The 12,632-nt window shown below is 71.9% G+C and carries 13 protein-coding genes; 8 read left to right on the top strand and 5 right to left on the bottom strand.

All coding sequences use genetic code 11. The features are described from left to right. Window positions 1–61: 61 nt before the first annotated feature. Window positions 62–1,033, top strand: coding sequence for a LuxR C-terminal-related transcriptional regulator (locus tag ABZS51_RS31845; RefSeq protein WP_310713987.1), 972 nt, complete (start codon window positions 62–64; stop codon window positions 1,031–1,033). Between the two features lie 10 nt (window positions 1,034–1,043). On the opposite strand, the gene ABZS51_RS31840 is transcribed toward ABZS51_RS31845, so the two are convergent. Next, on the bottom strand, window positions 1,044–1,526 hold the full coding sequence (locus ABZS51_RS31840) for an ATP-binding protein (protein WP_355448735.1): 483 nt from the start codon (window positions 1,524–1,526) through the stop codon (window positions 1,044–1,046). Between the two features lie 158 nt (window positions 1,527–1,684). Here ABZS51_RS31840 and ABZS51_RS31835 point away from each other — a divergent pair, with 158 nt between their 5' ends. The 4 genes from ABZS51_RS31835 to ABZS51_RS31820 all read left to right on the top strand — a co-directional run bounded on the left by ABZS51_RS31835 (window position 1,685) and on the right by ABZS51_RS31820 (window position 5,825). Beyond that, entirely contained in the window at window positions 1,685–2,152 is a 468-nt protein-coding gene (locus ABZS51_RS31835; RefSeq protein WP_355448732.1) for an adenylyltransferase/cytidyltransferase family protein, read from the top strand. Window positions 2,153–2,368: 216 nt separating this feature from the next. Further along, window positions 2,369–4,330 (top strand): TRAP transporter fused permease subunit, encoded by a 1,962-nt coding sequence (locus ABZS51_RS31830; protein ID WP_355448729.1) that lies wholly within the window; start codon window positions 2,369–2,371, stop codon window positions 4,328–4,330. Next, window positions 4,327–5,280 carry a TAXI family TRAP transporter solute-binding subunit gene (locus ABZS51_RS31825; RefSeq protein WP_355448726.1) on the top strand — a complete coding sequence of 318 codons (954 nt, stop codon included), beginning with the start codon at window positions 4,327–4,329 and terminating at the stop codon, window positions 5,278–5,280. Before ABZS51_RS31830 ends, ABZS51_RS31825 begins: the two co-directional genes overlap by 4 nt. Before the next feature lie 47 nt (window positions 5,281–5,327). Then, window positions 5,328–5,825 (top strand): DUF1850 domain-containing protein, encoded by a 498-nt coding sequence (locus tag ABZS51_RS31820; RefSeq protein WP_355448723.1) that lies wholly within the window; start codon window positions 5,328–5,330, stop codon window positions 5,823–5,825. Here ABZS51_RS31820 and ABZS51_RS31815 read toward each other — a convergent pair. Continuing rightward, complete coding sequence (locus ABZS51_RS31815; protein WP_355448721.1) at window positions 5,803–6,777, bottom strand: magnesium transporter CorA family protein; 975 nt, start codon at window positions 6,775–6,777, stop codon at window positions 5,803–5,805. The two genes, ABZS51_RS31820 and ABZS51_RS31815, sit on opposite strands and share 23 nt — an antisense overlap. Next, complete coding sequence (locus ABZS51_RS31810; RefSeq protein WP_355448718.1) at window positions 6,778–7,491, bottom strand: DUF72 domain-containing protein; 714 nt, start codon at window positions 7,489–7,491, stop codon at window positions 6,778–6,780. A 38-nt stretch (window positions 7,492–7,529) separates the two neighbouring features. On the opposite strand from ABZS51_RS31810, the gene ABZS51_RS31805 reads away from it, so the two are divergent. Continuing rightward, window positions 7,530–8,858, top strand: coding sequence for a YibE/F family protein (locus ABZS51_RS31805; protein WP_355448715.1), 1,329 nt, complete (start codon window positions 7,530–7,532; stop codon window positions 8,856–8,858). On the opposite strand, the gene ABZS51_RS31800 is transcribed toward ABZS51_RS31805, so the two are convergent. Continuing rightward, window positions 8,804–9,661, bottom strand: coding sequence for an NAD(+)/NADH kinase (locus tag ABZS51_RS31800; RefSeq protein ID WP_355448712.1), 858 nt, complete (start codon window positions 9,659–9,661; stop codon window positions 8,804–8,806). The two genes, ABZS51_RS31805 and ABZS51_RS31800, sit on opposite strands and share 55 nt — an antisense overlap. Before the next feature lie 164 nt (window positions 9,662–9,825). Between ABZS51_RS31800 and ABZS51_RS31795 the strand changes: the two genes are divergently transcribed. After that, the gene (locus ABZS51_RS31795) at window positions 9,826–11,181 is read left to right on the top strand and encodes an MFS transporter (protein WP_355448709.1); all 1,356 of its coding nucleotides are present in this window, start codon (window positions 9,826–9,828) and stop codon (window positions 11,179–11,181) included. A gap of 67 nt (window positions 11,182–11,248) precedes the next feature. Here the strand turns inward: ABZS51_RS31795 and ABZS51_RS31790 are convergent, their stop codons facing one another. Then, the gene (locus ABZS51_RS31790) at window positions 11,249–11,719 is read right to left on the bottom strand and encodes a hypothetical protein (RefSeq protein ID WP_355448706.1); all 471 of its coding nucleotides are present in this window, start codon (window positions 11,717–11,719) and stop codon (window positions 11,249–11,251) included. 527 nt (window positions 11,720–12,246) lie between these two features. On the opposite strand from ABZS51_RS31790, the gene ABZS51_RS31785 reads away from it, so the two are divergent. Beyond that, a complete protein-coding gene (locus tag ABZS51_RS31785; protein ID WP_355448704.1) occupies window positions 12,247–12,597 on the top strand; it encodes a hypothetical protein in 351 nt (116 codons plus the stop codon). The last annotated feature ends 35 nt before the right edge of the window (window positions 12,598–12,632 follow it).

Raw genomic sequence — 12,632 nt, 5'->3', positions numbered from 1 at the left:
GAGGTATCCGGGTTCCGCGTGGCTGGGCGAAAGGTCAGGGCCTCGTGGGATATAAAGAACCGTGGCCGAGATCACCCTGAACGTCCGCCAGTTGCAGGCGTTCGCCGAGGTCGGCTACGAGGTCGCGGGAGGCGGCGGCGCGCACGCCGCGATGGCCGCGCTGCGCCGCGTGGTGCCGCTCGACGCGTACGAGTTCGTCGCGTTCGACCCCGCCACCGGGAGGCATCACAGCGTCGTCTCCGACGGCCACCACCGCATCGACGGCGACGCGGCCGAGGAGTACACCGGGCTCGACGCCTACCGCCGGGCCATGGCCACGCGCGCCCCGGTGAGCATGCCCGAGCCGGGCACCGAGCGCTACTTCCGCCGCCACCTCGCCCCGTACGGCTGGACGGCCGGGCTGACCACGCCCCTGTTCCTGTCCGGGGGACGGTACACCGGCCTGCTGCACCTGGCGTCGCGCGGCGCGTTCCCGGAGCTGGCCGAGCCGCTGGTCACGGCCGTCGCGCCGATGCTGGCGCACGTCACCGACCTGACGCGGTGCGTGATCGACCCGGTGGGGTTGCCGCCCGGGTTCAGCGCGGTGACGTTCGACCGGCTGGGCACGCGCCGCGACGTGCCGGGGTTCACCGCGTCGCCGGCGCTGACCGGGGAGCCCGGCCTGGCGGCGCTGGCCCGGGCGTTCATCGACGCGAGGGAGCTGAACCGGCACGGGCTGTGGCTCGGGCGCGACGGCCGCTGGCACGAGCTGCGGCTGCTGCGCGCCGGGGTCGGGTTCCAGGGGTCCATCCAGGGCGCGGTGGTCGCCGAACGGCCGTGCGCCCTGCCGTACGAGCTGACGGGGCGGGAGGTGGACGTGCTCACCCGTGTCGCGGCCGGCGACTCCAACCCGCAGATCGCCGCCGCGCTGGTGCTCAGCGTGCGGACGGTCACCACGCACCTGGAGCACATCTTCACCAAGCTGGGCTGCGACAGCCGCACGCGCCTGACCACCAAGGCCCTGGCCGAGGGCCTGTGCCGCCTGGACCTCTAGCCCTGCGGTGTCAGGCGGGGGTGAGCTCGAACCACACCGTCGTGGCCCCGTTGGCGCGGCTGAGGCCCCAGCGATGGCTGAGCTCCTCCAGCAGCGGCAGGCCGCGCCCGTTCGTGGCGTGCGCGCTCTCCGGGTCGTCCCCGTCCCCCGTCGTACGGCAGGCGCAGGGCGGCTCCTCGGAGCCGGCGTCCGCCACCCAGACCCGCACCGCCGGCCCGGAGGCGCGCACCCCCACCGTGAACCAGCCGCCCGCCCCGGACCGGGAGTGCAGGATCGCGTTCGTGGCCAGCTCGCTGGTGAGGAGCGCGCAGTCGTCGTAGAGCGGGTGGTCGCGGCCCAGGACCGCCGCGACGAGCCGCCTCGTCCTGGACACCTGTGACGGCACCCCGGGGAAGTGGACGAGCAGGTCCCGCGTGCCGGGCGGTCGCTTCGTGCCCGTTTCCTGCTCCGGGTGGACTCCCTGGTGGGCGTTGCGTGCGTGCGGTGGCGTCACTGCGGCCTCCCCCATTCCGGCGACGTCATAAGACGCGCCACCCCAAGCACTGAGATATCGCCAAAAGGTAGGAATGCCCTTTCCGTCGGTCGCCAGCGCGGCCCGTCCGGATGACCGAGTAGTCTGCGATCGACGCATCGACGAAGAGGAGTGCCCACGTGAGCAGCCTGGAGGCCGTCTGGGTGGAGCCGTACGCCCAGCCAGGGGCGGCGGTCGTCACCGGGGTGTTCGACATCCTGCACGTGGGTCACGTGCGCTACCTGGGGGAGGTCGCCGAGCGTGGGCTTCCCCTGGTCGTGGGCGTGGAGGACGACCCGCGGGTGCGCGCCTGGAAGGGGCCGAGCCGGCCGCTCAACCCGGCCGCCGAGCGGGCCGAGGTGATGGCCGCGCTGCGGTTCGTGGCGGGCGTGTTCATCGTGACGGGCCCGCCCGAGGCGCACGGCCCCGAGGACTACATCGACCTGCTCGCCCCGATGCGGCCCGGCGCGCTCGCGCACACCGCGGGCGACCCCCACGCGGGCGGCCGGCGCGCCGCCGCGGCGCTGCTGGGCGCCGAGTGCTGGGAGCTGGAGGCCATCCCCGACCGCTCGACCACCCGGATCGTGAACGCGGCAGGCAAGGGCTGAGTGCCACTCTGACGCTCCTGCGGCGCGACTTCGTCACGCTGACGCGCGGTGCTTTTCCGGTCGGCCGGCATTGATGTTTTCGGTCATTGAACCGCCGTCCCGAACGGCGTTTTGGACTGATGCGTGATCTTTGTTGTCAAGGAAGGGTAACGGCCCCTTCCCTGGACCGGTAACGGGAACGTACATTCCCCGAGACGCCGTGTCGGGGAGGGCCCTGTGACCGAGGTGAGCGATCGCGCGCCGGAGCCGGCGGCGGCCCAGGAGCAGGAACGCCCGGCCCGGGTGCTCACCGGCCCCCTCTGGACGGGTGTGCGCGTCGTGGGCGCGGCGCTGTCGGTCTACTCGCTGGTCGTCGTGTTCCGGCCGGTGGAGGCGCTGGAGCAGCGGATGACGTTCCTGGCGGTGGCGCTGCCGCTGGTGTTCCTCTGCTACCGGTCGGGGCGGCCGTGGCCGGCCCGGCGGGTCCGGGTGCCCGAGGAGGAGGGCGTGCGGCGTGGCGAGCGGCCGACCGTGGCCGACTGGGCGCTCGCCGCGGCGTCCCTCGCCGTGCTCGTCTACCCGCTGCTCGGGATCGACGCCTTCCGCGACCGCGGCTCCGGCTCGGCCCTGACGACGCTCGACCTCCTGGCGGGCGTGGTGCTGACCGTGCTGCTGCTGGAGGCCGTACGGCGCACGGTCGGTTGGTCTCTCACCATCATCTGCGCACTTTTCTTGATTTATGCCTATTTCGGGGCATATTTGCCTATCAGTTGGCCGATCGGGCACCGCGGATTCGACATCTCCCAAATCGTGTCCCAGCTCTACACCGGCACCGAGGGATTCTTCGGCGTTCCCCTCCAGGTGGCCGCCAGCTACATCATCCTTTTCACCATCTACGGCGCGGTCCTCGACTTCTCCGGCGCCACCAGATTCTTCATCGACCTCAGCTTCGCCGCGTTCCGCCGCTCCCGCTCCGCCCCCGGCCGGACGGTCACCATGGCCGGGTTCCTGCTCGGCACGGTGTCCGGCTCCGGTGTGGCGACCACGGTGAGCCTGGGCAGCGTCGCCTGGCCGGTGCTCAGGCGCGCCGGCTACCCCAGGGAGCCCGCCGGCGGCATCCTGGCGGCGGGCGGCATCGGCGCCATCCTGTCCCCGCCGACGCTCGGGGCGGCGGCGTTCATCATCGCCGAGCTGCTCCAGGTCAGCTACCTGGAGGTGCTGCTCTACGCGACGATCCCGACACTGCTGTACTACCTGGGCATCTTCCTGGCCATCGAGGTCGACTCGCGGCGCTTCGGCACCCGCGCCGTCGAGGTGGACGCGCCCAGCGCGGGCCGGCTGCTGCTGCGCTTCGGCTACCACTTCAGCTCGCTCGTCCTCATCATCGTGCTGATGGCGCTGGACCGGTCGGCCTTCCAGTCCGTCGTCATCGCCACCGCGATCGCGTTCGCGCTGTCGTTCCTGGACCCGGCGCACCGCATGGGGCCGCGCCGGGTCGGCGAGGCGCTCGCCAAGGGCACGCTGGAGGTGCTGCCGGTGACGGCGGTGTGCGCGGCGGCGGGCATCATCGTCGGCGTCATCACCCAGACCGGCCTGGGCCTGAACCTCAGCTCGATCATCGTGGACGTCGCCGCGGGCAGCCTCGTGCTGACGACCGTCCTCGCGGCCGTGGCGGTCATGCTGCTGGGGCTGGCCGTGCCGGTCACCGCGAGCTTCATCATCGCCGCGGTGATCATCAAGCCGGCGCTCACGCAGCTCGGCGTCACGCCCGCCGAGGCGTACATGTTCGTCTTCTACTACGCGGTCCTGTCCGAGGTGAGCCCGCCGACCGCGCTGTCGGCCGTCGCGGCGGCCGCCATCACGGGCGGCAACACGTACAAGACGATGATGATGACCTGGCGCTACACGCTGCCGGCGTTCCTGGTGCCGTTCGCGTTCGTGCTCACGCCCAACGGCCAGGCGCTGCTCGGGCAGGGCCCGATCGGGACGGTGCTGCTGATGGCGGCCGTCTCGGCCGTGGCCGTGGCGGCGCTGGCCATGGCGACCGGCGGGCTGCCCGGCGTGCCGGAACGGCTGCTCGCGGCGGTCGCCGCCGTGCTGCTGCTCTTCCTCGAACCCGTCCCCATCGCCGCGGGCCTCGCCGTGCTGGCGGTCGCGGCGGCCGTCCACCTCATCAGGCGAAGGAGACACCGAACGTGAAGCGGATCATCGCGGTGCTCGCCGCGGCCGTCCTGGCCGCCGGCGCGGCCGGCTGCGGCGGCGGGGCGGGCGGCGGGCGGGGCAACCGGCTGTCGATCGCCACCGGCGGCACGACCGGCGTCTACTACGTGTACGGCGGCGGCCTGGCCAAGCAGCTCAGCGACGGCATCGCCGACACCCAGGCGACGGCCTCGGTCACCTCGGCCTCGGTCGAGAACATCAAGCTGCTGGCCACCGGCAAGGCCGACATCGGCTTCTCCCAGTCCGACACGGCCGCGGACGCGGTCAACGGCACGGGCACGTTCACCGCGAAGCAGCCGGTCAAGGCCATCGCCCGCATCTACGACAACTACGCCCACGTCGTGGTCGCCCCCGGCGTCAAGGCGGACAAGGTGGCCGATCTCAAGGGCAAGCGCGTCTCCCTCGGCCCGCCGAACTCCGGCACCCAGGTCGTCGCCCGCCGCATGCTGGAGGCGGTCGGCCTCGCGCCCGACACCGACGTCAGCAAGCAGCAGCTCTCGATCAACGAGTCGGTGCAGGCGGTCAAGGACGGCACCATCGACGCGTTCTTCTGGGTCGGCGGCCTGCCCACGGCAGGCGTCGTGGACCTGGCCAGCAGCCGGCCGGACATGAGGATGCTCGACACCTCCGACGCCCTGGCCGGCATGCGCGCCAAGTACGGCGAGGAATACGTCGGCCTCGACATCGACCTGTCCGTCTACAAGCTGAAGGGCGCCATCAAGACGGTCGGCGTCGCCAACGTGCTGCTGGTGCCCGACTCCATGAGCGAGCAGCTCGCCTACGACATCACCAGAGTCCTGTTCGAGCGCAAGGCGCAGCTCGCGGCCGTCCACCCGGAGGCGAACAAGCTGGACCCGAAGCTGGGGCAGCAGGTGGCGCCCGTGCAGTTGCACCCCGGGGCGGCCCGCTACTACAAGGAGAAGGCCTGACCCGCCCGCGGGGAGGGCTGACCCGCCTCCTCCTCGCCCTGGCGTGCGTGCTCGCGCTCGCCTCCGCCGCCGGAGCCGGGCGCCCGGCCGTCGGCGGGCTCGTGCTGCCGCCCTCGGGCGTCTTCGCCCTCGCGTACGTCCACTCGGTCTACCGGGCTCCGTCGGCGGAGGTGTTCACGGCGCGCGGCGGCCGGTTCACCATGCGGGCCGTGGTCTCGGCCAGTGGCGGGGTCCTCGACTACTACGCCCTGGAGGGGACGCGGGGCCGAACCCCGGACGGTGACTGGGTGCTGCGCCTGGCCGTCCCCGCGACGTACGAGGAGCTGCCGGTCATCGCCACCCCGATCGGCCGCAGGACGCTCGTCGCCGGCGGGCGCTGCCTGCCGCTCCATCCCGCCTCGGGGGCCAGGGAGCTCCGGCTGACGGTACGGCTCGTCCTGCGGGACCGGGGAGGGCCGTGTCCGCCGCACTCATGGTTGGCCGCGTTCGGCGGACGACTACGAGCCGCCGACGCATCGGCACTCACAACCAGTCCCGTTTCTTGAACGCGGCGTACAGCCCCACGGAGATCCCGGCGATCAGCACGGCCGACAGCCAGAAGCCCCACTCGGCCCCGTAGCCCGGGTAGGGCACGTTCATGCCGTAGAAGCCGGTGATCAGGGTGGGCACGGCGATGATGGCGGCCCAGCCGGTGAGCCGCTTCATGATCTCGTTGAGGCGGAAGCCCTGCTGGGCCAGCCGGGTCTCGCGCAGGTTCGCGACCTGGTCGCGGGTGGACTCCAGCCACTCGTCGACGCGGATCACATGGTCGTAGACGTCCTCGTAGTAGGGGGCCATGGCGGTGCCGGCGACCAGGCCGTGGTTGCGGCGCAGCAGGGTGCCCAGCACCTCCCGCATGGGCATGGCGATCTTGCGGAACCGGGTCAGGCTCCGGCGCAGCTCGTAGATGGCGCGCTGGAGCGCGGGGCCGTCGATCGGCCGGCTCTCGTCGAAGAGCTGCTCCTCCAGGTCCTCGACCCGCCCGTCGATGTCCTCCACGTAGTCGAGGTGGCCGTCGACCACGTAGTCGAGCAGCCCGTGGAGGAGGAAGGCGACGCCGTTCCCGCCGAGGGTGCCGTTGGTGGCGTCCCAGCGCCTCATCACCTCCTGGATGTCGAAGCGCTCGTTCTCGCGGATGGTGACGAGCGCGTTCGCGGTGACGAAGATGTCCACCTCGACGGGGTCGATCCGCCCGTCGTCGACGTGGACCCCGTAGACGGTGATGAACAGGTGCTTGTCGTACATGTCCACCTTGGGGCGCTGGTGGCCGGAGACGACGTCCTCGACGGCCAGCTCGTGCAGGCCCAGCTCCTCCTCCAGGACACCCAGCTCCTCCCGCGTCGGGGAGCACAGGTCGAACCAGACCGTGTTGTCCGGGTCGCGGACGTAGTCGGAAACGTCCTCGACGGGAAACCCTTCCTTTTCGAGGACACCGTTGCGGTACAGGCGTGTGTGCACCTAAAGGAGTCTCGCAAAGCGGGTGGCGTTCCGCACCGCCGCGCCCCCCGGATCGTTGTTGAAGTAGACGTAGGCGTCCTGCCAGCCCGCGTCCCGGACGCGGCTCGCCCAGGTGCGCAGCGACGTGTCGCCGTACGAGGGCCGCGGCGTGGCGCGCCCCTCGTGCAGCCGCACGTACCCCCAGGGGGCCGTCCGCCAGAGCGGCGCCACCGGCCGGCCGAGGCGGTCGGCCCAGCACAGCGCGGCGCCGCGCGCCTGGAGGAGGTCGCGGACCTCGGGGGTCCACCAGGACTCGTGCCGGCACTCGACGGCGACGCGCACCCCGCCGGGGAAGCAGGCCAGGCAGCGGTCGAGACGCTCGGGGTCGGCCCTGAGCGTCGGCGGGAGCTGAAGGAGGACCGGGCCGAGCTTCTCCTTGAGCTGGGAGGCCGCGGTCATGAGCCGCTGCACCGGCTCCTCCGGGTCGGCGAGCCGCTTGATGTGGGTGAGGAACCTGCTGGCCTTGACCGCCATCACGAACCCGTCGGGGGTGCGCTCCCGCCAGCCGGCGAACGACTCCGGCGAGGGCAGGCGGTAGAAGGCGTTGTTGCTCTCGACGGTGCGGAACGTCTCGGCGTACGTCTCCAGCCACAGTCGCTGCGGCACCCCGTCGGGATACAGGCCGCCGCGCCAGTCCTTGTACTGCCACCCCGAGGTGCCGACCCAGGTCGTCATGAGCTGCGCCTACCCCGCGCGGCGGCGAATACCCGGCCGTGGTTGCAGTACTGTCACTGATCGCGGTGGCGGAAAGCGACAGGTGGCGGCACGGGACAGGGGTGCGGATGGGCGCCGGGCACGGGCACGGGCATCACCACGGCGGGAGCGTTCCCGCTTCGCGGCGGGCGGTGACGGCGACGCTGGCCGTGCTGGTGCCGCTCGCGGTGGCGACGCTCGTCATGCTGGTCTGGCTGTGGCCGTCCGGGCGGAGCGCGGAGCCCGCGGGGGCGGGCTTCGACCAGCTCGGCGGCACGGTGACGGCCGTCCTGCCCGGGAAGTGCGCGCAGGTGCCGGAGGGCGCCGCGCCACCGGACCCCGCGACCTGCGGCCACGCCACCGTACGCGTCGACGAGGGCCCCGACCTGGGGCGGGAGGTGAAGCTGGCGCTGCCCACGGGACCGGGGACGCAGCCTTTCGCCGCGGGTGACGACGTCGTGCTCATCCGCGTCAGCGGCGGTGAGGAGCCGGACGACGAGCCCGGCTACCAGCTCTCCGACCACGACCGTACGGACGCTCTGTGGCTGTCGGCGGCGGCGTTCGCGCTCGCGGTGATCGCGTTCGGCCGCTGGCGCGGGGTGACGGCCCTGGTGGGGCTGGCGATCACGTTCGTGCTGCTGCTGGCGTTCGTGATCCCCGGCATCCTGGAGGGCGAGCCGCCCATGCTGGTCGCCATCGTGGGCGCGGCGGCGATCATGCTGACCGTGCTGTTCCTGACGCACGGGTTCACGCTGACGACGTCCATGGCCGTCCTCGGGACACTGGCCAGCCTCACGGTGACGGGCCTGCTCGCGTACGGGGCGATCGGGTTCGCGCGGCTCACCGGCGTCACCGACGACAGCTCGTTCATGCTCGGCCTCAGCACGAGGATCGACACGCAGGGGCTGCTGCTGGCCAGCGTCATCATCGGCGCGCTCGGCGTGCTGGACGACGTGACGGTCACGCAGGCGGTCACGGTCACCGAGCTGGCCGCCGCCAACCCGTCGTACGGCTGGCGCCGCCTCTACCGGGCGGGCAGCCGGGTCGGGCGCGCCCACATCGCCTCGGTCATCAACACGATCATCCTGGCGTACGCGGGGGCGTCGCTGCCGCTGCTGCTGCTGTTCAGCGTGGGCGCGCAGCCGCTCGGAGAGGTGCTGGGGACGCCCGTCATCGCCCAGGAGATCATCCGGAGCGTGGTGGGCACCCTCGGGCTCATCTCGGCCGTGCCGATCACCACGGCCCTGTCCGCGCTGGTGGCCTCGCGGCGCGGCGCGTTCCCGGGTGAGACGGCTCAGCCGACGGCGCTGCTGCCCTCGACGCCCAGCTTGCGGCGCGCCCGCTCGTAGAACGTGGTGCCGAGGCGCACGACGTTGGCCGCGCCGGGCACCGCGACGATCGACACCTGGTCGCCCGGGCACAGGTGGGCGTGCACCGCGCCGTCCACCTCGACGGCCACCCGCCCGCTGGTCGGCATGACCTCCAGCGTGACCTCCTCGTCGGCGGGCAGCACCAGGGCGCGGTTGAACACCGAGTGGGCCGCCGCCGGCACCACCAGCACCGCCTCGACGCGCGGCGACACTATGGGCCCGCCGGCGGAGAAGCTGTAGGCGGTGGACCCGGTGGAGGTGGCCACGATCACCGCGTCGGCGGCGTAGCGGACGAACGGGTCGCCGGCCGGGGTGACGGTCACGGCCGCCAGGCCCTCACCGGGGATGCGGGCCAGCGCGATGTCGTTGAACGCGGTGACCTCCTCCTCCCCCAGCTTGGCGCGGATGGCCATGCGCGGCTCGACGGCGTAGGCGTGGCCGTCGATGGCCGAGAGGGTGGCGGGCAGGTCGCGCACGTCGATCTCGGCCAGGAAGCCGAGCCGGCCCAGGTTGACCCCCAGGACCGGGGTGGGGCGGCCGGCGATGAGCCGCATCGTGCGCAGCATGGTGCCGTCGCCGCCCAGGCTGACCAGCAGGTCGGCCCGCTCCACGAGGGCCTCCGCGTCGACGGCCACGGCGCTGCAGTCGATCCGGCCCACCTCCTCGGGGAGGCCGAGCACCGTGACATGGCGCTCGTCGGCCCAGCGCAGGATGTCGCCGATCGCCTCCTCCGAGTCGCGTCGCGGATGCAGCACCAGCCCGACCGTTCCGACCATTCCCATGGAAACCACCCTAGACGCCCCCTCCAGCCGTCCGTCTACGTGCGCCCCCGTAGACCCGCTCCCGCCGGGGACCCGGCCGCGCATCCCGTTTCGCCGGGCGCGGAAACCGCAATCGGCGGGCCTCCGGCGCTGCCGTGCCGCTCCGGCGGGGGAGGAATGCACGAGTGAAGCAGGAACGCCATCCCCCGTCCCAGCCGCCCTCGGCAGGCGGCGCCCCCCACTCTCCCGCGCCGGCCGGCGGGCACGCCGGCACGCCGAGCGGGGTGCGCCACTCCCTGCGGGCCTTCCGGCACCGCGACTTCACGATCTTCTGGTGCGGCGCCCTCGTCTCCAGCACCGGGAGCTGGCTGAGCAACCTCGCCGTGCCGTACGTGCTGTACCAGATCACCGGCAGCGCCTTCTGGGTCGGGCTGGTGAGCGTGGCGCAGTTCGTGCCCAGCGTGTTCCTGGCGCCGGCGGGCGGGACGCTGGCCGACCGGCGCTCCCGCAAGCGGATCCTGCTGGCCACGCAGTCGGGCATGGCGGTCTCGGCGCTGCTGCTGTGGGCGGTGTGGACGTCCGGCCAGCGGGACCCGGCGGTCATGCTGGTGCTGGTGGGCGTCGGCGGGGTCTTCGCCGGGTTCAACATGCCGACGTGGCAGTCGTTCGTCAGCGACCTGGTGCCGCGCGGCGACCTGCACTCCGCGGTGACGCTGAACAGCCTGCAGTTCAACACCGCCCGCTCCCTCGGCCCGGCGATCGCCGGGCTGCTGCTGGCCGTGCTGGGGCCCTCGTGGACGTTCCTGCTGAACGCCGTGTCGTTCCTGTTCGTGCTCGCGGCCCTGGCGGCGATCCACCCGCGCGCCGGCCGGCCCCAGCAGGCGGCGCCGGCGGGCATGACCCGGCAGTTCCTGGCGGCGCCGCGCTACATCCGGCGCCAGCCGGGGATCGTCATGTCGCTGGTGGTGTCCGTGCTGGTGGGGATGCTCGGGCATCCGATCTTCCAGTTCACGGTGGTCTTCGCGGAGAGCGTCTTCCGGGCCGGGCCGGTCGGGCTGGGACTGCTCAACGCGGCGCTCGGGCTGGGCGCGGTCGTGGCGGCGCCGCTGGTCTCCGGCTGGCACCACAAGCTCCGTCTCGGGCCGGTGGTCCGCTGGGGGCTGATGCTGTACGGGCTCTCCATGATCGGATTCGCGGCGGCGCCCGGGTACGCCTGGGGGGTGGTGGCGCTGATCGTCGTGGGGGGCTCGTTCCTGGCGGTCATCTCTTCGGTGAACACCTCGATCCAGGTCATCGTGGCCGACGGCATGCGGGGGCGGGTGATGGCGTGCCGGATCGCGTGTTACACGGCGTCGCTGCCGGTGGGCGGGCTGCTCCAGGGGCTCGCGGCCGACTGGCTGGGGCCGCGCTGGACGGTGTGCGGCGCGGGGGCGCTGCTGGCGGCGGCGGCGGTGACGCTGATGCGCCCGCGCGGCCGGGCCGGGCTGGACCGGCTCGACGATCCGCACGACGACGCCCACCTGTGCACCGCCGCCACCTGATCCGTTCATCCCGCGGACACGAGGGCGGCCACGGGGGGCCGTCGGCCGTGCCGCGCTGCCAGAGCCTCTAGCAGAAGGGATTGGCGGACTTGTAGCCGCGCCGGAAGGGCTTGGGCATGCCCCTGAAGTTCGACCTCACGCACTGGCCGAAAGTCTGCGCGTCGGAAGCTCCTTGCGCCGCTCCCGCCGATCTGAGCTGAGCCTTCCTGGACGAGCTTCCCTGGCCGCCACAGCCTCCGCGAGTCCGGCCGGCCGTGTAACCGACGTCGTAGCCATAGGTGTAGTCCGGCTGGCCCGAGTCCGGAGAGCCGTGCGGGTTGGAGGGCTGGCACCGTACGCCGTCGGCATAGCCGTCGGAGTAGCCCTTGGAGCAGCCGTGGCCCTTGCCATCGCACGGGTCCAGCCGCGTCTGTAGAGCCGTCACGTCCGCGTTCGCTTGGGACGGGGCGGCCAGGGCCTCCACGGCGAAGCCCTGGGAGAGCGTGAGGGTGGCGACGAGCGCCGACCCGAGGACGATGAATGAGCGGGTACTGTGCATGACTTCTCCACTCCGGCGATGAGCACGAGCACGTGTCTCGCCTCGAAGAACGAGCGCCCATGGACGCAAACCGGAGAATTCCCACTTATCTGTGACAAATAGCCGCATGACGCACTATTCCCCACAAGTCTCACCCAAAGGGATCAATCTTGGCTTTGTCTGTCGTTCGAGTCGATGGACGTTCTCGCGACCGAAAAACAGCACGCCCCTCCCCATGCCCCCAAACCTTCCGGGGATCGGAATTTACGCTCCCCGGGAGATCCCTTGGCCGTATACGGTGGCCACACCACCACGTGGAAGTGCACATAAGCCCTTAAGTCAGGACATAGCAGAAGAAGTCAGGCTGTGTAGTGATATATGAGGAAATAAGGCTTTGCCTCTTGCCGGGAGACTCCGCCCGAACCCCGCTATTAGCCTGATTCCAGTGCGCCGCATCCGGCGTATCCCGGGAGAAACCGAATTCGACGCTCCAGCCAGACCGCCTCGCACATCCGGCGGGCGGCCCTCATCTCAGGGAGTGATCTCTGATGCTCAAGCGTCTCATCATCACCGCCGCTCTGGCGGGTTCCACGCTCGTCGTCGGCGGCGCGGCCAACGCACAGGCCGCCAGCGCCGCCCCCAAGTGCGCGACGCCCATGTCGCAGCACGTCACTACCGCCAGCTCGGCCAACAGGTGCCGGTGGCGCTTCTGGAACGGCCGCAAGTGCTGGTTCTGCTGGCGGCACGGCGCTTGGGAACTCCAGTGGTGCAGGGGCGGCAGCGGCGGCGGAAGCGGCGGCTGGGGCCACGGCAACTGGCACCACTGGGGCAAGTGGGGCCACGGCGGCAGCGGCGGCGGCAGCGGCGGCTGGGGCCACGGCGGCAACTGGAACCACTGACCGCACGATGACGGGTTGCCGCCCCGCGAGACGCG

This window comes from Nonomuraea sp. NPDC005501, assembly GCF_040605905.1.
GTDB lineage: Bacteria > Actinomycetota > Actinomycetes > Streptosporangiales > Streptosporangiaceae > Nonomuraea.
Note: the sequence above shows the minus strand (reverse complement) of the source record. Positions and strands in the feature narration are given on the sequence as shown.

Coding starts and splice junctions, on each gene's coding strand:
- ABZS51_RS31810 (WP_355448718.1), bottom strand. CDS start 7,491: ATGACGACCTGGGTCGGCACCTCGGGGTGGCAGTACAAGGACTGGCGC.
- ABZS51_RS31800 (WP_355448712.1), bottom strand. CDS start 9,661: ATGGGAATGGTCGGAACGGTCGGGCTGGTGCTGCATCCGCGACGCGAC.
- ABZS51_RS31790 (WP_355448706.1), bottom strand. CDS start 11,719: ATGCACAGTACCCGCTCATTCATCGTCCTCGGGTCGGCGCTCGTCGCC.
- ABZS51_RS31785 (WP_355448704.1), top strand. CDS start 12,247: ATGCTCAAGCGTCTCATCATCACCGCCGCTCTGGCGGGTTCCACGCTC.